The following is a 22,922-nucleotide window of genomic DNA, read 5'->3' as shown; positions in this document are numbered from 1 at the left end:
GTTTTCGTCCTCCCGACATCTACCTCGACTGAGACCGCGTGATTCGGGGGAGCCGATTCTCGACTCCCCCGGTTCATCCGAACGCGATCACTCGATTCCGCCCTCGACGGCCGCCGCACCGTCAGCCAGCGCCGCGGCGTCCTCGATCATCTTGCCGATCACCGCGCCGTAGCCGTCGGCACCGAGCGCCGGCAGGATTCCCGGAAGCAGACCCGACAACGCCACCGTCATCAGCGCCTCCGGCTTCAGGGCGCCGCCCGTGGCCTTCGCCGTCGTGTCGATCTTCACGTGCAGTTCGCCGAACGTGACGTCGGTGCCGCCGTGCGAGACGGCCACCGTGTCGGGCGCGACCTGGGCGGCGCCCGCAACCAGTGCGGGAAGGTCCTCGACCGTCAGTTCCTTCTTCGGCGCCAGTGCCTCGCGCTCGGCGTCGGTCGTCACGTCGACGGCCCGCAGCACGATCGCCGGGTTGTCGGTCACCGCGTCGAGGATCCGCACGAACCGCTCCGCGAACGTGGCCACGGTGTCCCGGTCGAACAGGTCGGTCGCGTACGTGAACATCGCCCGGAACCCGGTGAGGGCCCCGTCGGCACCGAACTGCTCCACCGCGGTGAGCTGCAGGTCGAACTTGGCCTGGTCGTCGCCCAGGTCGAGCGCCGACACCTCGAGGCCCGGCAGCGCGAACGTGCCGGTGTCCATGTTCTGGAACGTCAGCATCACCTGGAAGAGCGGGGTGTAGGCGCTGGACCGCCGGACCCCGGCCGCCTCCACCACCTGCTCGAACGGCACGTCGGCGTTGCCGAACGCGGCGAGGTCCTGGGTCCGCGCGTGCGCCAGCAGGTCCGCGAACGTCGCCGCCGGCTCGACGCGGGTGCGCAGCGCCAGCGTGTTGACGAACATGCCGATCAGGTCGTCGAGCGCAGCCTCACCGCGGCCGGCGACCGGCGTGCCGATCGTGACGTCGTTCGAGCCGCCCAACCGGGACAGCAGCACCGCCAGCGCCGCATGGAACACCATGAACGTCGTCGCGCCCTGCTCACGAGCCGTGTTCTCCACGCGCGCAGCGAGTTCCGCATCGATGCCGATGTCGACCGAGGCGCCGGCCATCGACGGCCGGGACGGGCGCGGTCGGTCCGTCGGCAGCGCCGACAACTCGGGTGCGTCCTGCAGTTCGTCCGCCCAGTACGCGATCTGACGCGACACCGCCGCGGACGGGTCGGACTCGTCGCCGAGCACCTCCCGCTGCCACAGGCTGTAGTCGGCGTACTGCACGGTCAGCGGCTGCCACTGCGGCGCACCGCCGTCGACCCGCGCCACGTACGCGAGCATCACGTCCCGGATCAGCGGGCCCATCGAGAAGCCGTCCGCACTGATGTGGTGCGCCACGAACACGAGCACGCGCTCACCGGCGCCCAGGTCGAACAACGCCGCACGCACCGGCACCTCGGTGGTGACGTCGAAGCCGCGTCCGACGAACTCGGTGAGCCGGTCCACGATCTCGGTCTCGGTGACCGCGATCGGATCCAACCGCGGCACCGCCTGCTCGGCCGGAACCACCTGCTGGGCAGGTCCGTCGGCGGTGTCCGGGTACATCGTGCGCAGCACCTCGTGCCGCGCGATCACGTCGGCGACGGCGTCCCGCAGGACGTCGACGTCGAGTGCTCCGGACAGTCGGACGGCGACCGGAATGTTGTAGGCGGCCGACGCCGGATCCACCCGGTTGAGCGTCCACATCCGCTGCTGCGCGAGCGACAGCGGAATCCGGTCGGGGCGCGTCCGCGCCGTGAGCGGGGCCCGTGCGCCGCGGCCCACGAGCGGCGTCACCGCGGCGACGACCCCGGCCACCGTGGAGTCCTCGAACACGACGCGCACCGGCACCTGCGTGTCGAGCGCGGCGCCGAGTCGGGCCACCAACTGCGTCGCGACCAGCGAGTTGCCGCCGAGCGCGAAGAAGTCGTCGTCGAGGCCGACCCGCTCCACCCCGAGCACGTCCGCGAACGCACCGGTCACGATCTCCTCGAGCGGAGTGGTCGCGGCCCGGAAGTCCCGGGCCTCGAACACCGGCGCGGGGAGCGCCTTGCGGTCGAGCTTGCCGTTCGCGTTGAGCGGCAACGCCTCGAGCACCACGAACGCCGACGGCACCATGTACGACGGCAACGTCCGCGACAGTTCCGATCGAACGTGCTCGGTGTCGAGGTCCGGGGCGGCAGCGGGCACCAGGTAGGCGACCAGACGGTCACCGGTGCGGTCGTCGCTGTGCGCGGTGACCGCCGCGGCCGCCACGACCGGCAACTCCCGCAGCGCGGCCTCGATCTCGCCGAGTTCGATGCGGAAGCCACGAACCTTGACCTGGAAGTCCGCGCGCTCGACGTACTCGAGTTCGCCCGCGGTCGACCATCGGACCACGTCGCCCGTGCGGTACATCCGCTCGCCGCCGGCCCACGGGTTCGCGACGAACCGGTCGGCGGTCAGGTCGGACCGGCCGAAGTAGCCGCGCGCCAACTGCTCGCCGGCGAGGTACAGCTCGCCGGTCACACCCGCGGGCACCGGGCTCAACCGCGAGTCCAGCACGTACACCTGGGTGTTCCACTCGGGGACGCCGATCGGGACCACGGTGGTGTCGGCGGCGGTCACCTCGTGGTGGGTCACCGACACCGCGGCCTCGGTGGGGCCGTACAGGTTGTGCAGGGTCGCGGTGTTCCGCTCCCGGAACGCCTGCGCCGTCGCCGCCGGCAGCGCCTCGCCGATCGCGAAGATGTGCCGCAACGACGGGGGCAACACCCCGTCCGCGGTGGTCAGCAGCATCGACAGCATCGACGGCACCACGTGGAACGCGGTCACCTGTTCGGTGCGCAGCACCTCCAGCAGGTAGCCGGGATCGCGGTGCCCGTCCGGTGCCGCGATGACGAGGCGGCCACCGCACGTGGCCATCGACCAGAATTCCCACACCGACAGGTCGAACGTGGCCGCGGTCTTGAGCAGTGCCGCGTCCGACGCACCCAGGTCGTATTCGTCCCGCATCCAACGCAACTGGTTGACGATCGCACCGTGCGGGACGGCGACGCCCTTGGGTCGGCCCGTCGAACCGGACGTGAAGATCACGTACGCGGTGTTCCGGGAATCCAGTGGCCGCAGTCGATCGGTGTCGGCGATCGGCGCTCCCGAGTACGCACCGAGGTCGACCGTGTCGACCTCGACGACCGGCCACTCCACGACGGCGGTGCCGTCGCGTGACGTGGTCAGCACGCACACCGGCTGCGCCGCGTCCAGGATGTAACCGGTCCGTTCGGCAGGCTGGTCCGGGTCCACCGGCACGTAGGCGCCACCGGTCTTCGCGACCGCGTACATGGCGACCAGCAGGTCGACGGATCGACGGATCGCCAGGGCCACGGATGATTCCGGACCGACACCGCGCCCGATCAGGTGCCGCGCGAGACGGTTCACGCGCGCGTCGAACTCGGCGTAGGTGAGGCGCTCGGCGCCCGACACCAGGGCGACGGCGTCGGGTGTCGCCGCGACCTGGGCGTCGAAGAGATCGACCAGCGTCGCCGCCTCGGCCGGGCGGACGGTCGCGTTCCAGTCCGTCAGCAACTGCGCACGCTCGTCGGCACCGAGCAGGTCGACATCACCCACCGGCAGCGTCGGCTTGACCACGACGGTGGCGAGCAGTCGGCCGAAGCGATCCGCGAAGGAACGGACGGTCGCCTCGTCGAACAGGTCGGTCGCGTACGTCATGGACGCCTTCATGCCGACCGGATCACCGCTGTCGTCGTAGCGGTCCTCGACGATGAGGTGCAGATCGAACTGCGCCACACCCGATTCCACCTCGGCCACGTCCACGGTGAGCCCCGGCAGTTCGAGGCTGCCGCGATCGTGGTTCTGGAACGAGAAGCCCACCTGGAACAGCGGGTGGCGGGCGGTGGACCGAGCCGGGTTGAGGACCTCGACCAGTCGCTCGAACGGAACGTCCGCGTTCGCGAACGCCTGCAGGTCGCCCTCGCGAACGTCCGCGAGGGTGTCCACGAACGAACGCCCACCGTCGATCCGCGTCCGGAACACGAGCGTGTTGACGAACATGCCGACGAGATCGTCGAGCGCGGACTCGCCACGGCCGGCGATCGGGGTACCGACCGCGATGTCGTCGGTACCCGAGAGCCGCGACAGCAGCACCGCGAACGCCGAGTGCACCGCCATGAACAGCGTCGCGTTCCGGGTGCGGGCGAGGTCGCGCAGACCGCGATGGGTCGGGGCGTCGATCTCGAACTCGACCAGCCCGCCGCGGAACGTCTGCACCGCGGGACGGGGGTGATCGGTCGGCAGGCTCAGCTGATCCGGCAGCTCCGCCAGGCGCTGCGTCCAGTACGAGAGCTGCTGCGCCGAAAGCGATTCCGGATCGGCCTCGTCGCCGAGGACCTCGCGCTGCCAGAGCGCGTAGTCGGCGTACTGCACGGCCAGCGGCGCCCACGTCGGGGCGGCACCGGACGAGCGCGCGGCGTACGCGGTCATGACGTCCCGCGTCAGCGGTGCGAGGGACGCACCGTCCGCGCTGATGTGGTGCACCACCATGCCGAGCACGTACTCGCCGGGAGCCGTGCGGTACAACTCCACCTGGATCGGGACGTCGGTCGTCACGTCGAAGCGGGTCGACGCGAGTGCGCGCAGCCGCTCGGGCACGTCGCTCGGGTCGACGTCGATCGCCTCGAGCGCGAGCACCGCCCGGTCGGCGGGCAGGATCACCTGCTGCGGGCCGTCGTCCGTTGCCGGGAACACCGTGCGCAGCGACTCGTGCCGGGCCGTCACGTCGGCGACGGCCTGTTCCAGCGCCGCCACGTCGAGGTCACCGGACAGTCGCAGTGCCATCGGGATGTTGTAGGCGGTCGATTCGGTGTCGAACCGGTTGAGGAACCACATCCGCTGCTGCGCGAGCGACAGCGGAATCCGCTCCGGGCGGGTCCGTGCGACCAGCGCCTCACGGCCGCCGCCGGACTGCTCCGCCAGCCGCGCCGCCAGCGTCTCCACCGTGGACGCCTCGAACAACTCCCGCACCGGGACCCGTGCGTCGAGCGCGGCCCCCAGCCGGGAGACCACCTGCGTCGCGACCAACGAGTTGCCGCCGAGCGCGAAGAAGTCGTCGTCGAGACCGACCCGGTCGAGATCGAGGACCTCGGCGAACACACCCGCGACGATCTCCTCCAGCGGTGTCCTCGGCGCCCGGAACTCGCGGGTCTCGAACACCGGCTCCGGCAGGCCCTTCCGGTCGAGCTTGCCGGACGCGTTCAGCGGGAAGGCGTCGAGGACGACGAACGTCGACGGCACCATGTACGACGCCAGCGACCGCGACAGCGCGGCCTTGACCTCGGCGACGTCGAGCGATGCGTCGGCCACCACGTAGGCGACCAGCTGATCGCTGTGGACCAGCACCACGGACTGGGTGATCCCCGGCCGAGCCAGCAGCGCGGTCTCGATCTCGCCCAGTTCGATGCGCAGACCGCGCAGCTTGACCTGGAAGTCGGTGCGACCCAGGTACTCCAACTCGCCGTGGGCAGTCCACCTGACGAGGTCACCGGTGCGGTACATCCGCTCGCCGGCGGCCCCGAACGGGTTCGCCACGAAGCGGTCCGCCGTGAGGTCACCGCGGCCGAAGTAGCCGCGCGCCAACTGGGTTCCCGCCAGGTACAGCTCACCGGCGACGCCGGCCGGCACCGGACGCAGGCGCCCGTCGAGCACGTGCGCCCGGCTGTTCCAGACCGGCGATCCCATCGGGACACTCGAACCGGTGGTGCCCGCGACCGGGCGCGCGGTGGCATGCACCGCGAACTCGGTCGGGCCGTACAGGTTGTGCAACGCCGCGCCGTTCACTGCCGCGAACGCCTCGGCCGCCGCCGTCGGGAACGCCTCACCGGCCACCAGCACCGCACGCAGCGTCCCGCAGTCGCCGTCGTTCAGTTCGGCGGTGAACGCCGAGAGCATCGACGGCACGAACGACGTCGTCGTCACCGCCTGCTCTTCGATCACGCGCTTCAGATAGGCCGGGTCGCGATGTCCATCGGGGGCCGCGATCACCAGGCGGCCACCGACCGCGAGCGTGCCGAACAACTCCCACAGCGACACGTCGAACGTGAACGGCGACTTCTGCAGCACCACATCGGCGGCGGACAGCGCGTATTCGGCGCACAGCCAGCCGATCTGGTTGACGATCGCCGCATGCGCGACGGCCACACCCTTGGGGCGGCCCGTCGACCCGGACGTGAAGATCACGTACGCCGCGTTGTCGGGACGCAGCGGCGAGCGCCGGTCGGCGTCGGTGACGGGAGCATCCGGGAAAGGCGTCAGGTCGACGTCGTCGAGCGACACGATGCGCCGGGCGACCGGCAGATCCGCGCTGTCGCGCGTGGTGCTCAGCAACAGAACCGGATTCGCCGTCTCCAGGATGTGGGCGTTGCGGTCGGCCGGCTGATCCGGATCCACCGGCACGTACCCGCCACCGGCGGCCAGCACCGCGTACATGCCCACCAGCAAGTCCAGCGACCGACGCATGCCGAGGCCGACGAGCGCATCCGGGCCTACACCCTCCGCGATCAGGAACCGGGCCGTGCGGTGCACCCGGGCCGCGAACTCCGCGTAGGTCAGCGACTGCCCCTCGAACGCCAGCGCCGTGGCGTCGGGCGTACGGACGGCCTGCGCCTCGAACAGATCCACCAGGGTCGAACCCTCGACGGTGTGCTCGGTCGCGTTCCAACCGTCGAGGACACGCGCCCGCTCGGCGCCGTCGAGCAGGTCGATGTCGCCGACGACCGCCGACGCGTCCGCGGTGACCGCCTCGAGGACCCGCACGAACCGCTCGCCGAACACCCGCATCGACGACTCGTCGAACATGTCCGTCGCATACGTGAGTTCGACCGTGTAGCCGCGCTCCGTCGGTTCGACGGTCACCTGCAGGTCGAACTTCGCGACTGCCGCGTCGAAGTCGACGGCGGCGACCTTCAGGCCGGCCATCTCGAGCGACGCGCGATCGAGGTTCTGGAAGGCCAGCATCACCTGGAACAGCGGGTGCCGCGCCTGCGACCGCTCCGGGTCCAGGATCTCGACGAGACGCTCGAACGGGAGGTCGGCGTGCTCGAACGCGGCCAGGTCGGTCGACCGGACCTGCGCGAGCAGGTCGGCGAACGACTGGCCGCCGTCGATCGCGGTCCGCAGCACGAGCGTGCCGACGAACATGCCGATCAGGTCGTCGAGGGCGGCCTCACCGCGACCCGCGACCGGGGTGCCGATCGCGACGTCGGAGGTGCCGCCGAGCCGGGCCAACAGCACCGACAGCGCCGCGTGCACCACCATGAACGGGGTGGCGCCCCGGGCACGGGCCACCGACTCGATCGCGTCGTGCAGGTCCGGTCCGATCGGGAACCGATAGGACGCACCATGATTCGTGGCGACCACCGGTCGCGGGCGATCCGACGGAAGATCCAACTGCTCGGGCAGGTCGGCGAGCTGCTCGGTCCAGTACGAGACCTGCCGGGAGATCACCGACTCCGGGTCGTCCTCGCTGCCGAGGACTTCCCGCTGCCACACCGCGTAGTCGGCGTACTGCACATCGAGCGGCAGCCAGCCCGGAACCTCACCGGCCGCGCGCGCCGCATAGGCGAGCATGACGTCGTTGGTCAGCGGGCCCATCGAGAATCCGTCGGCCGCGATGTGGTGCACTACGAGGACGAGCACGTGCTCGTCGTTCGCCAGCCGGAACAGCTTGGCGCGCAGCGGAACATCCGACGTGAGGTCGAACCCGGCCGACGCCAGCTCCTCGATCCGGGCGACGAGTTCGGTGTCGGTCGCAGACTCGGCGACGAGTTCGAACGCCACCTCCCCTGCCGGCAGGATCGTCTGTGCGCCCAGGCCGTCCACGTCCGGGAACACCGTGCGCAGCGACTCGTGGCGGGCGACGACGTCGCGGACCGCGGCGTCGAGCGCGCCGACGTCCAGCGCGCCGGTGAGCCGGATCGCAACCGGGATGTTGTTCACGGCCGAATCGGGCTCGAACCTGTTGAGGAACCACATGCGCTGCTGCGCGAGCGACAACGGAATCCGATCGGGGCGCGGCGCGGCCGCGAGCGCCTTCCGGGCACCCGCCCCCGCCAACTGTTGAACCTTCGAGGCCATTGCCTCGACGGTCGATGCCTCGAACAGGACCCGCACCGGCACCTGCGCGTCCAGCGCCGCACCCAGACGTGCCACGACCTGCGTCGCGACCAGCGAATTGCCGCCCAGCGCGAAGAAGTCGTCGTCGCGCCCCACACGGTCGACACCGAGGACCTCCGCGAACACGCCCGCGACGATCTCCTCCACCGGCGACGTCGGCGCCCGGAAGTCCCGAGCCTCGAACACCGGCTCCGGCAACGCCTTCCGGTCCAACTTGCCCGACGCGTTCAGCGGGAACACGTCCAGCACGACGAACACCGCCGGCACCATGTACGACGCCAACGACTTCGCCAACGCGGCCTTCGCGACCTCGGCATCGAACGGCCCGTCGGCCACCACGTAGGCAACCAACTGGTCCGACTTCACCAAGACCACCGACTGTGTGATCGACGGCAGTTCGAGCAGCGCGGACTCGATCTCGCCCAACTCGATCCGCAGACCACGCAGCTTCACCTGGAAGTCGGTGCGCCCGATGTACTCCAGTTCGCCCGACGCGTTCCAGCGCACCAGGTCACCCGTGCGGTACATCCGACCCCCGGCCTCCCCGAACGGGCTGGCCACGAACCTGTCCGCCGTCAGATCCGCACGCGAGACGTACCCGCGCGCCAACTGCACACCCGCCAGATACAACTCACCCGGAACCCCCACCGGCACCGGACGCAGCCGACCGTCGAGCACGAACAACTGCGTGTTCCACACCGGCGCACCGATCGGCACGCTCGCCGCATCGGCCCCGGTCACCTCGTGGAACGTCACATCCACCGCAGCCTCGGTCGGACCGTAGAGATTGTGCAACGCCGCACCCGAGATCGCCCGGAACCGCTCCGCGGTCTGCACCGGCAATGCCTCACCCGACGCGAAGACGTTCCGCAGGGTGGCCACGTTCCTCGCGGTCGACTGTGCCGGATCCCCCGTCGCTCCGCTCGCCAGGTACGCCACGAACACCGACAGCATCGACGGCACGAAATGCGCCGTCGTCACCGACTGCTCCACCATCACCCGCGCCAGATACGCCGGATCCCGATGACCGTCCGGGGCGGCGATCACCAGACGCGCACCCACCTGCAACGGCCAGAAGAACTCCCACACCGACACATCGAACGTGAACGGCGTCTTCTGCAACACCACATCGTCAGCCGACAAACCGTACTCGGCCTGCATCCACACCAGACGATTCACGATCGCCGCATGCTCGACCGCCACACCCTTCGGGCGCCCCGTCGAACCCGACGTGAAGATCACATACGCCGTGTTCGAACCACGCAGCGGTGCGCTCCGGTCGGCATCGGCCACAGGCGCATCCGAGAACCCGGTGACATCCGCCTCGTCGAGATTCACGACGGAGACAGACCTCTCCCCCGCAACCTCGAAGCCGTCTCGCGACGTGGACAGCACCAGGGTCGGCGCCGCAGTGTCCAGGATGTAGCCGTTGCGCTCCGCCGGCTGATCCGGATCCACCGGCACGTACCCGCCACCCGCGGTCAGCACCGCGTACATGCCCACCAGCAGATCCACCGAACGCCGCATCCCCAGGCCGACAAGGGAATCCGGGCCCACACCGACCTCGATCAGCAACCGCGCCGTCCGGTTCACGCGGGACGCGAACTCGCCGTACGTCAGCGACTCACCCTCGAACACGAGCGCCGTCGCGTCCGGCGTCCGCGCCACCTGCGCCTCGAACAGATCCACCAGCGTCGTGCCCTCGACGGCGTGACGGGTGTCGTTCCAGCGCTCGAGGACCAGCGCACGCTCGGACGCATCCACCAGGTCCATGTCGCCGACCGCGGTCGACGGGTCCGTGGTCGCGGCCTCGAGGACGCGCACGAACCGCTCCCCGAACACCCGCATCGTCGACGCGTCGAACAGGTCGGTGGCGTAGGTCAGTTCGACGGAAAGCCCCGCCGCCGAGCCGGACTCCTCGATCGATTCGGCCACCGTCACCTGGAGGTCGAACTTCGCGGTCGCGGCGTCGACGTCGATCGCGGACACCGACAGCCCCTGCAGTTCGAGCGCCAGCGGGCCCAGGTTCTGGAACGTCAGCATCACCTGGAACAGCGGATGCCGCGCCTGCGACCGCTCCGGGTCCAGGACCTCGACGAGACGCTCGAACGGGACGTCCGCGTGCGCGAACGCGGCGAGGTCGGTCTCCCGCGTCCGGGCCAGCAGATCCTCGAACGAGCTACCGCCGTCCACGTCGGTCCGCAGGACCAGGGTGCCGACGAACATGCCGATGACGTCGTCGAGTGCGCGCTCACCGCGGCCGGCGATGGGGGTGCCGACCGCGATGTCCGACGTTCCGCTCAGCCGCGCGAGCAGCACCGACAGCGCCGCGTGCACCACCATGAACGGCGTGGTGTTCGTCCGCTGCGCCAGCGCTGCGATCGCCTGGTGCGTCTGCGCGTCGACCGTGAAGCGATGGGTCGCACCGCGGCCGGAGGCGATCACGGGCCGCGGGCGGTCCGCCGGCAGATCGAGCTGCTCGGGCAGACCGGAGAGCGATTCGGCCCAGTACGAGATCTGCTGGGAGATCAGCGAGTCCGGGTCGTCCTCGCTGCCGAGCAGGTCCCGCTGCCACAGCGCGAAGTCGGCGTACTGCACCGCGAGCGGCGCCCACGCCGGGACGCTCCCCGCACAGCGTGCGGTGTACGCGACCATGATGTCTCGCGTGAGCGGCCCCATCGAGAAACCGTCGGCCGCGATGTGGTGGACGACCAGTGCGAGCACGTGCTCGGTGGGACTCAGCTCGAACAGCGCCGCGCGCAGCGGCACGTCGCACGTCACGTCGAACGCCGACCGCGCGAGATCGTCCAGCGCGGTGGCGAGTTCGTCCGCGGCGACCGGCACGGGCTCGAGCACGATCCCGACCCGGGACGGCGGGAGAACCACCTGGCTGCCGACGCCGTCGACCTCCGGGTACACGGTGCGCAGGGACTCGTGGCGGGCGATCACGTCGGCCACCGCCGCCTTCATCGCGGTGCGGTCGAGCAGCCCGGACAGCCGGACGGCGACGGGGATGTTGTTGCCGGCCGACGACGTGTCGAAGCGGTTCAGGAACCACATGCGCTGCTGCGCGTACGAGAGCGGCACGACATCCGGTCGGGTGCGCGCGACCAGTCGGGTCCGGCCACCGCTGCCGGCGACCTGCTCGATCCGGGCCGCGAGACCGTGGACGCTGGAGGCCTCGAACAGCACGCGAACCGGGACGGCGGTCTCGAGTGCCTCACCGAGGCGGGCCACCGCCCGCGTCGCGACGAGCGAGTTGCCGCCGAGCTCGAAGAAGTCGTCGTCGCGTCCCACGCGGGCGACTCCGAGAAGGTCGGCGAACACCTCGGCGACGATCTCCTCGATCGGCGTCTCCGGGGCCCGGAACTCGCGGACGTCGAACTCGGGTTCGGGCAGCGCCTGACGGTTGAGCTTGCCGCTCCCGCTGATCGGCAGTTCGTCGAGCACGACGACGGCCGCGGGGACCATGTACGACGGCAGCGCCCGCCCCACCGCGTCCTTCACCGCGGCCGGGTCGATCGAGGCACCCGGCGCGGCAACGAGATACGCGACGAGCTGCTCGTGCTTGACCACGACCACCGCCTGCGCGACGGCGTCCAGCCGGTGCAGGACGGCCTCGATCTCGCCGAGTTCGATGCGGAAGCCGCGCAGCTTCACCTGATCGTCGGCGCGGCCGACGTACTCGATCACCCGGTCCGCGCTCGTCCGCACGACGTCGCCGGTGCGATACAGGCGCGAGCCGGGCGCCCCGAACGGGTTCGCCACGAACCGCTCGGCGGTGAGCCCGGCGCGCTCGTGGTATCCCCGGGCCAGGCCGGGCCCCTCGAGGTACAGCTCACCCACGACCCCGGCCGGAACCGGACGCAGGCGCGCGTCGAGCACGTAGGTATTCGCCCCGCGGATCGCGCGGCCGATCGTCACTGGCTCGCCCGGCACCAGCGGGTCCGAGATGTTCGACGCCACGGTCGCCTCGGTCGGCCCGTACGCGTTGAACATCCGCCGGCCCCCGGTCGCCCAGCGGGCCACCAGATCCGCCGAACACGCCTCGCCACCGACGACGACCACACCCAGCGCGTCCAGCCCGGACGGATCCACCGACGCCAACGCCGCCGGCGTCACGAACGCGTGCGTCACGCGACGGGCCGCCAGCAGTTCCGTGAGCTCCTGCCCGCCGTAGATCGACGTGGGCGCGACCACCATCGTCGCCCCCGCACCGAACGCCATCAGCAACTCGAGGATCGACGCGTCGAAGCTCGGCGACGCGAAATGCAGAGTCCGCGAACCGGACTCGATACCGTACCGCTCCACCTGCTCGGCCGCGAACGCCGCCAGACCGGAGTGCGTCACCACCACGCCCTTCGGCACACCCGTCGATCCCGACGTGTAGATGACGTAGGCGGGGTGGCTCGGGGTGAGGATCCGTACCCGATCGGCGTTCGACGGCCGTGCCACCGATTGCTCGTCGAGCGCGGCGGAGACCGCGGCGTCGTCGAGGACCAACCAGGGAATACCGTCCGGGAGGCCGTCGGCGTGCTCGGCGGTGGTCACACCCAGCACGGCGCCCGAGTCGGAAACCATGTGCGCCACCCGGTCACCCGGGTAGTTCGGGTCGACCGGCACGAACGCGGCACCGGACTTGGCGACCGCCCACACCGCGGTCACCGATTCGACGGACCGGGTCAGGGCCACCGCGATGACATCCTCGGGGCCCGCGCCGCGAGACACCAACAGCCGCGCCAGGCGGGTGGACCGCTCGTCGAGTTCGCGGTAGGTGATCTCCTCGGCCCCGGAGACCAGCGCGAGCGCATCGGGGTCGATGTCCGCCGCGGCCGCCAACAGATCCGGCAGCAGCCTCGGCTCGGGCGCGGCGGGTCCGGTCGGGCGGGTCAGCTGCGCAGCCTCGTCGGCGCCGAGCAGGTCGATGTCGCCGATGACGGTGTCGGGCGAGGCGACGACCGCCGCGAGCACGCGGAGGAATCGGTCCGCGAACGCCCGCACGGTCGACTCGTCGAACAGGTCTGTCGCGTAGGTGAACTCGCCCGCCATCCCGTCGGCGAGACCGCTCTCGCCGATCGATTCCCGGAACGTGAACTGCAGATCGAACTTCGCGACGTCGGCATCCAGATCGACCTTGTCGATCGTGAGACCGGGCAGGTCGAGATGGGTCGTGCCCAGGTTCTCGAACGAGAGCATCACCTGGATCAGCGGGTGCCGGGCCGTCGAACGCGCGGGGTTGAGGATCTCGACGAGCCGCTCGAACGGGATGTCGGAGTGCGCGAACGCCCCCAGCGCGACGTCCCGCGCGTGCGACAACAGATCGGCGAACCGCATGCCACCGTCGACGTGGGTGCGCAGCACGAGCGTGTTGACGAACATGCCGACCAGGTCGTCGAGCGCCTGCTCGCCGCGTCCGGCCACCGGAGTGCCGATGGCGACGTCGTCGGTGGCGGCCGAGCGTGAGAGCAGGACCGACAGCGCGGCGTGCACGACCATGAACAGCGAAGCGTTGCGTTCGTGCGCGATCGCGATCAGCGCGCGGTGCACGTCCGCCGGCACGGTGAAGTCGATCTTCGCGCCGCGGTAGGACTGCCGTGCCGGACGCGGACGGTCCGTGGGCAGGTCGAGCTGGTCGGGCAGTCCGTCGAGGTGGGCGGACCAGTAGCGCGCCTGCTTCGCGACGATCGAGTCTTCGTCGTCCTCCGAACCGAGGATCTGCTGTTGCCACAGCGCGTAGTCCGCGTACTGGACGGGCAGGGCCTCCCACACCGGCTGCCCCCACCGGATCCGCGCCTCGTACGACGCCATGACGTCGCGGGCGAGCGGACCCATCGACCACCCGTCGGCACTGATGTGGTGGACGACGATCGCGAGCACGTGTTCGAACGGGTCGATCCGGAACAGGGTGGCCCGTACCGGAGCCTCCGTCGTGACGTCGAACCCGGTCGAGGCGAAAACCGCCATCGCACGGTCCAGTTCGTCGGCGTGGACGTCGACCGGGGTGAGGTTCGGGACGACACGCACGGCGTCGATCACCACCTGGTGCGGGCCGTCCGGCGAGTCGGGGAAGACCGTCCGCAGGGACTCGTGCCGGTCCAGCATGTCCACCAGCGCGACCTGCAGGGCGACGACGTCGAGATCGCCCGTCAACCGGAGGCCGAACGAGAGGTTGTAGGTCGCGGACTCGGGTTCGAGGCGGTTGAGGAACCACATCCGCTGCTGCGCCAACGACAGCGGAACCCGGGCCGGGCGCTCCTGCGCGACGAGCGGGGCGCGACGATCCGCGCCCGCGTGCTGTTCCACCCGCACCGCCAACTGCTCGACGGTGGACGACTCGAACAGCACTCGCACCGGCACCGACGTGTCCAGGGCCGCCCCGAGGCGGGCGACCACTTGCGTCGCGATCAGCGAGTTGCCGCCGAGCGCGAAGAACTCGTCGTCCAACCCGACGCTCTCGGCTCCGAGGACGTCCGCGAGGACGTCGGCCACGATCTCCTCGACCGGGGTCCGTGGGGCCCGGAACGACTTCGCCTCGAACACGGGCGCGGGCAGCGCACGCCGGTCGATCTTGCCCGACGTCGTCCGCGGCAACGCGTCGATCGGCAGGAACATCGTCGGCACCATGTACGACGGCAGCCGCGACGAGAGGTGATCCCGCAGATCCGCCGGATCGAACGGGTCGACGCCTTCGGTCGACGGGACGACGTAGGCGACCAACTGGTCACCGGCACGCGTGTCGTGGTGCAGTGCCACCACGGCCTGGGACACCGAGACGTGCTCGCGGACGGCCGTTTCCACTTCGCCGAGTTCGATGCGCAGACCGCGCAGCTTCACCTGGAAGTCGCTGCGCCCCACGTACTCGAGTTCGCCCGCGCCGCGGGGACCGACGATCCACCGCACGAGGTCGCCGGTGCGGTACATCCGTTCGCCCGGCGTCCACGGGTCGGCGACGAATCGATCCGACGTGAGATCGGGTCGGCCGCGGTACCCGCGCGCCAACTGGGAACCGGACACGTACAGTTCCCCGACCACGCCGGCCGGGACCGGGTTCAACCGGGAATCGAGGACGCGGACCCTGCTGTTCCAGACCGGAACACCGATCGGCACGGCTGCCGACTCGGTCTCGGTGACGGTGCGGCGGGTGACCTGGACCGCCGTCTCGGTGGGGCCGTACAGGTTGTGGATCGCGGCGTCGGAGATGCTCCGGACCCGGGAAACCACTGCGGCGGTGAGTGGTTCGCCGCCACAGAACACGTGTGCCAGCGAGATGCAGCCCTGCCGCTCGAGGTGGTCCGCGACCGCGTCGAGCACGGTCGGAACGAACTGCACCACCGTGATCGCCTGCTCCGCGAGGATCCTCGCGAGGTAGGCGGGGTCGCGGTGACCGTCCGGCGCGGCCACGACGATGCGGGCGCCCGCCTCCAACGGCCAGAACAGTTCCCACACCGACGCGTCGAACGTGACCGGGGTCTTGAACAGCACCGAATCGTCGGCACCCAGGACGTACTCGTCCTGCATCGACAGCAACTGGTTGACCACGGCCGCGTGCGAAACCGTGACGCCCTTGGGACGACCGGTCGACCCGGACGTGAAGAGGACGTAGGCGGCGTTGGCGGGGCGCAGCGGGCCCCGCCGGGTGTCGTCGGTCAACGGCGCGGGCGACACCGCGCACAGATCCAGGGTGTCGACGTCGACCCGGAGCAGGTGCTCCGGCAGTTCGACGTAGTCGCCGGCCGACGTCAGGACACACGCGGGCCCCGCGGTGTCGAGAATGTGCGCGTTGCGCTCGATGGGCTGCTGCGGATCGATCGGCACGTACGCGCCGCCGGCAGCGAGCACCGCGTGCAGGGCCGTGAGCAGTTCGGGCGAACGCTCCATCGCGACCGCGACCACGGTCTCGGGCCCCACACCCAGGCCGACCAGGTACCGCGCGAGGCGGTTGACGCGGGCCGCGAACTCCCCGTACGTCCACGAACCCGACGCGAAGACCACGGCGGGCGCCGACGGCGTCCTCGCGGCCTGCCGTTCGAACAGTTCGGGCAGCGTCACGGCCGGGACGTCGTGGGCGGTCCGGTTCCACTCGTCGACGACCTGCCACCGCTCCGTCTCGTCCAGCAGGCAGACGTCACCCACGGTCAGCGTGGTGTCGGTGACGATCGCGTCCAGGATGCGCACGAACCGCTCGGCGAACGTGGCCACGGTCGCCTCGTCGAACAGGTCGGTGGCGTACTCGAGGACGGCGCCGATCGCCGCGGGTGCACCGGACTCGTCGAACCCCTCCGAGATCTGCAGCTGGAGATCGAATTTCGAGATCGGTACGTCGAGTTCGGCGGCGCCGGCACGGACCCCCGCGAAGCTCAGGTCGCGCACACCGGTGACCTCGGCCGACAGCATCGCCTGGAACAGCGGGTGGCGTGCCGGCGACCGGGTCGGTTCGAGGGCCTCGACCAGCCACTCGAACGGGACGTCCGCGTTGCCGTATGCCTCGAGATCGGTCTCCTTGACCGCGTCGAGGAGGTCGACGAACGCGACGTCCGGGTCCACCTGTGTCCGGAGCACGAGCGTGTTGACGAACATGCCGATCAACCCGTCGAGCGCCTCGTCACCGCGACCCGCGACGGGAGTGCCGATCGCGATGTCCGACGTCCCGCTGAGCCGCGACAACAGCACCGCGTACGCGGCGTGCACGACCATGAACAACGTCGCGCCGTGCTCGCGGGCGATGTCCAGCAGGCGCGCGTGCGTTTCGGCGGAGATGTCGAAACGCAACTTGGCGCCGGCGTTGGACGCGACCGCGGGGCGGGGCCGATCGGCCGGCAGGTCCAGCTGGTCCGGCAGCCCGGAGAGCGCACGGGTCCAGTACGCGATCTGCTGTCCGGCAATCGAATTCGAGTCGGCCTCGGAGCCCAGCATCTCGTGCTGCCACACCGCGTAGTCGGCGTACTGCACGGGCAGCGGCGCCCACGCCGGGGCCGCGCCCTCGGCGCGCGCGGCGTACGCGATCATGAGGTCGCGGGCGAGCGGGCCGAACGACGATCCGTCGGCCGCGATGTGGTGCAGGACCATCGCGACCACGTACTCGCCGTCCGACAGTCGCAGCAACTCGATCCGGAACGGGGGCTCCGTCGTCACGTCGAAGCCGCGGGACGCGAGGCGGAGCAGGGTCGGCTCGAGATCCTCCGGCGCGGTCGCAACCGGTTCGAGGTCACGCACGACGTCGCGTGCGGGAAGGATGATCTGCTGGGCGACGCCGTCGACCTCCGGGTAGACCGTGCGCAGCGACTCGTGGCGCTCGACCACGTCGGCGAAGGCGGCCGAGAACGCCTGCGGGTCGACCGACCCGGACAACCGGACCGCGAACGGCAGGTTGTACACCGCGGTCGTGGCGTCGAAGCGGTTGAGGAACCACATCCGCTGCTGGGCGAGCGAGAGCGGGATCCGGTCGGGACGCGGGACGGAGCCCAGCGCGGGCGCCCCGGTGCCGCGCGCCCCGGTCGCGCCGGCGCGGGCGGCCAGCGCGGCGACGGTGGACGCCTCGAACAGCTCACGCACGCCGAGTCGGACACCGAGGGCGGCGCCGACGCGCGTGACGACCTGCGTCGCGACGAGGGAGTTGCCGCCGAGTTCGAAGAAGTCGTCGTCGAGTCCGACCTTCTCGATCCCGAGGACCTCGGCGTACACCGCGGCCACGGTCTTCTCGGCATCGCTGCGGGGAGCCCGGAACTCCTTGTTGCTCGAGAACATCGGCTCCGGAAGGGCCTTGCGGTCCAGCTTGCCACTGGTGTTGAGCGGGAAGGCGTCCAGCACCGTCACCGACGCCGGCACCATGTACGCCGGCAGCGACCGGCCGGCGAACTCGGCCAGATCCGACGGAAGGATCGTCCGCCCCGGCGCGGGCACGACGTAGGCCACCAACTGGTCGCCGGTCGCGGTCGGGACCACGAGCACCACGGTCTGCGACACATCGTCGTGCGCCAGCAGCACCGTCTCGATCTCGCCCAGCTCGATCCGCTGGCCGCGGAACTTCACCTGGAAGTCGGTGCGGCCGATGTAGTCGAGGGTGCCGTCGGCCCGCCACCGGACGAGGTCGCCGGTGCGGTACATGCGCTCACCCGGGTGGCCGATGCCGTCGACCCCGCCGAACGGGTTGGCGACGAAGCGATCCGACGTGATGTCGGGGCGGCCGACATAGCCGCGGGCCAGCTGATCGCCCGCGAGGTACAGCTCACCCGGCTGCCCGATCGGCGCGGGGCGCAGCCGATGGTCGAGCACGTAGGCGCGGGTGTTCCACTCGGCGATGCCGATCGGCACCGTCGCGGTGTCCTGCGGACCGGACTCGTAGTAGGTCACCGACACCGCAGCCTCGGTGGGGCCGTACAGGTTGTGCAGGCCGGCACCGCAGAGCTGCCGGAACTCGGCGGCGGTCTCCGGCGGCAGGGCCTCACCGATGACGAAGACGTCCCGCAGCGAATCACACGATCCGGCAGGAGCATTCGACACGAACACGGTCAGCATCGACGGCACGAAGTCGGTGACGGTCACCGAGTGCTCGGCGATCTTGTTCGCCACGTACACCGGGTCGCGGTGCCCGTCGGGGGTGGCCACGACCATCGAGGCACCGACGCGCAGCGGCATGAAGAAGCCCCACAGCGACACGTCGAACGTGGTCGCGGTCTTCTGCAGGTAGACGTCCGACCCCGCCATCGGATACTCGTGGAGCATCCACTCGAGCTGGTTGTCGATCGCGGCGTGCGAGACGGCGACGCCCTTGGGCCGACCCGTGGAACCCGACGTGTAGATCACGTATGCGGTGTTCTCGGGGTGCAGCGGCGCGAGCCTGTCCGCATCCGTGACGGGGCGGGTGTCCGACGCCGGGAGGTCGAGCGTGTCGATCTCGATCGACACGGTGCCCTCTGGCAAGTCCACCGCGTCCCGCGCAGTGGTGAGAACGCAGGCAGGACCGGCGGATTCGAGGATGTACGCGGTGCGGTCGGCCGGGTGGTCCGGGTCGATCGGCACCCAGGCGCCGCCGGACTTCACGATCGCGTACAGGCCGACGATCAGGTCGAGCGAACGCCGGATGGACAGTCCGACAAGCGATTCGGGACCGACACCCATTCCGATGAGCGTGCGGGCGAGAGCGTTCGCACGCGCGTCGAGCTCCGTGTACGTCAGGGCCGCGCCCTCGAACACGAGCGCCGTCGCATTTGGCGTGCGCGCCACCTGCTCGTCGAACGCCTCGGCGAGGTTGCGCGGACGAAACTCGTGCGCCGTGCGGACCCAGTCGCCGAGCACCGTGCGGCGCTCGAGTTCGGTTCCGAGCGGGATGCCCCACACCGGCCGGTCGGACGCCGACGCGACGTAGCGATCGAGGAACTCGACGAAGCGATCGTGGTTGCGCCGGGCCTCGTCGTCGCCGTACAGGTTGGGGTTGGACTCGAAGTCGACGTGCGTACTCGTGCCCGCGATGCCCTGGTAGACGTTGACGCCGAGGTCCTCGATCAAACCGGTCGAGAGGATGTGCTGCTCACCGACCATGTCCCCGAACCGCAGTTCCGTGTGGAACAACATGATGTTCACCCACGGACCGAAGAACGACGCCTGCCCGGCCGCGCCGGTGACGTCGCGTCGGATGTCCTCGTGGCGGTAACGCTGGTGGCGCAGGGCGCCCGAGACCTCGGTGGCGACCCGGCCGAGCAGTTCCGACACCGTGGTGTCCGGGGAGACCGTCAGGCGCAGCGGCACGACGTTCGACGTCATGCCGCCCGAGCGCCGCAGCACGGCCGTGGTCCGGCCCGTGACGGGCAGGCTGAGGACGACGTCCTCGCGCCCGGTCATCTGCGCGAGATACGCCGCGAACGCCGCGATGACGACGGTCGCGACCGTGGTGTCCTCCCGGTCGAGGAAGGCGCCCATCCGTCCGGCGGTCCCCGCCGACAGCGCGGCGCTGTCGATTCGGCTCAGCGGCGCCGGGGGTGCGGCACGTCCGGCGAGGCTCGTCGTCTCCTCGATCCCGGTCAACCGTCCGAGCCAGTACTCGCGGTCCGCGACGAAGCGGGTGGACGCCCGGTAGGTGCGATCGGCGTCGTACACCTTCTCGAGCGGCGACGACTTGCTGGGCGACGGCCCGGACCCGTCCGCCTCGGCGGTGTACAACTCGGCCACCCGGTTGACGAAGGTCGTCGCGCCGAAGCCGTCCAGCACGACGTGGTGCGCACGGTTGTACCAGAAGTAGACGTCGTCCTCGACGTGCAACACCGCGGCGACGACCAGGCGGTCCCGCAGCAGATCGACCGGTTCGCTGTAGTCGGCGCGCATCCAGGCCAGTGCCGCCGCCCGCGGGTCGTTCTCGCCGCGCAGGTCGACGTACTCGGGCGTATCGTCGAGCGAGGTGTCCACCACCTGGTGGGGCTCGGCGTCGATCTCGAGCAACCGGACGTACGCAGATCCGGTCTCCCCCGACGCGCGGGTGGTGGCCCGGTGCAGTCGGGCGATGTCGAGGTCGCCGTGGAGTTCGACGTACTGCGCGATGTTGGCCGGCACAGACGGGTCGACGTGTTGCGCGAACCACATGCCGAGCTGTGCCTGGGAGAGCGGGAACGGTCGCGACGCCTCTTCGTGCGTGTCGCCCCCGAACGAGCTGTCACCCTCTAGTCCACCGACGCCTAGCGAGTCCAAACCCTAGCCTTTCTACCCACCGTCACACGCCCCCGCGCGCGTCGAAGGATCGACCCGCGGCGGACACCGAGCACATCTGTCCAGCCGAGCCCGCCGCAGGACCGGAACAAACAACCGGAACGGCCCGCGCCCGGGTGTATATCTACTGATCTGACCTGGTTCGTTACAGCAGGCAGCACCGGCTGATGCCGGTCACCGGTTTGAAGGAGAATCGGTCAACCACGAGGACCGTGATCGAACACACTCGCCGCACCCCGGCCTGTCCGAGGCGGTCACGTGCGGCGGTCGATCACCGATTTTCCTGGGCTGAGCACCCGCAACAATCTACAGGGTCGCCCCGCCAGAACCCATTCACGGCCGGTGCGGCGGGCACTCACCCGGTGACGTCGAGCGCCGCGATCACCCTGGTCGGACGCACCCTCACCACGAGCTCACCGGGGACGCCGTTGCGGCGGCCGAACTCCTCCGCCCGCTCGTCCCCCATGTACCGGCGCCCGATCGCGGTCGCCACCCGCAACAGCTCGCCGGGATCCGTGGACAGCACCGCGTCGCCCTGAATCTGCACGAATGCGTACGGGGGTTCTTCGAGGTCGACGCACATCACCACGCGGGGATCGCGCGCGAGATACCGCCCCTTCGCCGTCCCGGCGCCGGTGTTGAACACCACCTCGTCGCCCTCGACCACGAACCAGATCGGCGCCACCAGCGGCCGACCGTCCCCGGAGAGGTAGCCGAGCTTGCCCGTCCGGGTCCCGTGTGTGAGGAATTCCCGGACCTTCTCGTCACCCAGACTGCTCACAGACCGCACAGTACGCCCGTCGTCCGGTGCCTGCCGGACTCGCGGAACATCGCCTCAGGAGAGGATCTCGACGAGCGTCGTCTCCGAGTCGCCGACCATGTACTTCTCGATCCCGTCCAGGTTCTTCTGCCAGAAGCTCTGCGCCTCGACCGCGTCTCCGCTGCGCAGGTAGGCCAGCAGTTTCGTGTAGGCGCGCTGCGCGGCGCGGGCCGCGGGCCGGTCGTGGTCGTCGCCGTGCGAGGCGATGAACAGCGAGTTGTGGGCGTCGATGATGTGCGCGAGCATCCCGGCGAGCACCGAGAGGGTCTCGTTGCCGGCCAGGTCGACCAGGCTCTGGTGCAGTTGGACGTCGTGGTGCGCGAACGCGGCCGCGTCGCCGACCAGGTCGGCGCCCCGCGCGATCGACTCGGCGAGCACGTCGAGTTGTTCGGCGTGACCGGGTCCGGCCAGCACTCCGACCGCGGACACCTCGAGCGAGGCGCGAGCACGGTAGACGTCGACCAGCGGCGTCCCCTTGTACTGCAACAGCAGGCCGGTGTACCGGGCCGCGACCGACGGGTCGGGCGCCATGACCCGGGCACCGCCGCGCGCACCGCGGAGGACCGTGATGATCGACTCGGATTCGAGGATCCGGAACGCCTCGCGCAGCGTGGGCCGGGACACCCCGAACTGTTCCATCAGCACCGACTCGTTCGGGAGCGGGTCCCCGGCACCGAGTTCGCCGGTGATGATCCGGCGACGCAGATTCGCGGCGACGAGCTCACCCGCCTTGGGCACCCGCACCACAGTCGACTTCGATCCGACCGTCACGTTGTCCTTCTCCTCGGCCTCGGTCCCGACGCGTACCCGGACTCGCCACCCGGGCTCGATACCGAAGAAGGGTACAAGGGTTTAGTTATTTCCTCCCCTTCCGACGGACCAATGGGTGTCGACCGTCACCCCGCGAGGCGAACGGTTGCTACCGATCGGTAGCCCGAGCCCCCACGGAGATGGTGCCGGCCGACGCATCCAGCGCCGGCCGGCACCATTGTCGGTCAGGCCGCCGGCGCGTCCTTCAGGTCGACTACCAGCTCGGCGCCGGTCGCGGCCCGCACCTGCTCGACGGTGACGTCGGGCGCGAGTTCACGCAGCACCAGTCCCGTGTCGGTGACGTCGATGACGGCCAGGTTGGTGATGATCCGCTGCACCACCGCCTGCCCGGTCAACGGAAGCGAGCACCGCTCGACGATCTTCGCGCCGCCATCACGGTCCG

General features: G+C 70.2%; 3 protein-coding genes and 1 pseudogene. All 4 read right to left on the bottom strand.

Annotated features, from left to right (window positions below):
- Nucleotides 1–87: 87 nt before the first annotated feature.
- Nucleotides 88–20,871: a non-ribosomal peptide synthase/polyketide synthase gene (locus EGT67_RS24620; protein ID WP_127918744.1), complete on the bottom strand. Its 20,784-nt coding sequence runs from the start codon at nucleotides 20,869–20,871 to the stop codon at nucleotides 88–90.
- Nucleotides 20,872–21,244: 373 nt separating this feature from the next.
- Nucleotides 21,245–21,670, bottom strand: coding sequence for a PPOX class F420-dependent oxidoreductase (locus EGT67_RS24615; protein ID WP_127918743.1), 426 nt, complete (start codon nucleotides 21,668–21,670; stop codon nucleotides 21,245–21,247).
- A 54-nt stretch (nucleotides 21,671–21,724) separates the two neighbouring features.
- On the bottom strand, nucleotides 21,725–22,480 hold the full coding sequence (locus tag EGT67_RS24610; RefSeq protein ID WP_127918742.1) for a FadR/GntR family transcriptional regulator: 756 nt from the start codon (nucleotides 22,478–22,480) through the stop codon (nucleotides 21,725–21,727).
- A gap of 224 nt (nucleotides 22,481–22,704) precedes the next feature.
- Nucleotides 22,705–22,922, bottom strand: a pseudogene (locus EGT67_RS24605) (succinyl-CoA--3-ketoacid-CoA transferase); the annotation flags it as partial.

Origin of the sequence: Prescottella agglutinans, assembly GCF_004011865.1 — a bacterium.
In the GTDB taxonomy this organism is placed as follows: Bacteria; Actinomycetota; Actinomycetes; order Mycobacteriales; family Mycobacteriaceae; genus Prescottella; species Prescottella agglutinans.
The sequence above is the reverse complement of the archived record's forward strand: the minus strand, read 5'-3'. Positions and strand labels throughout refer to the sequence as shown.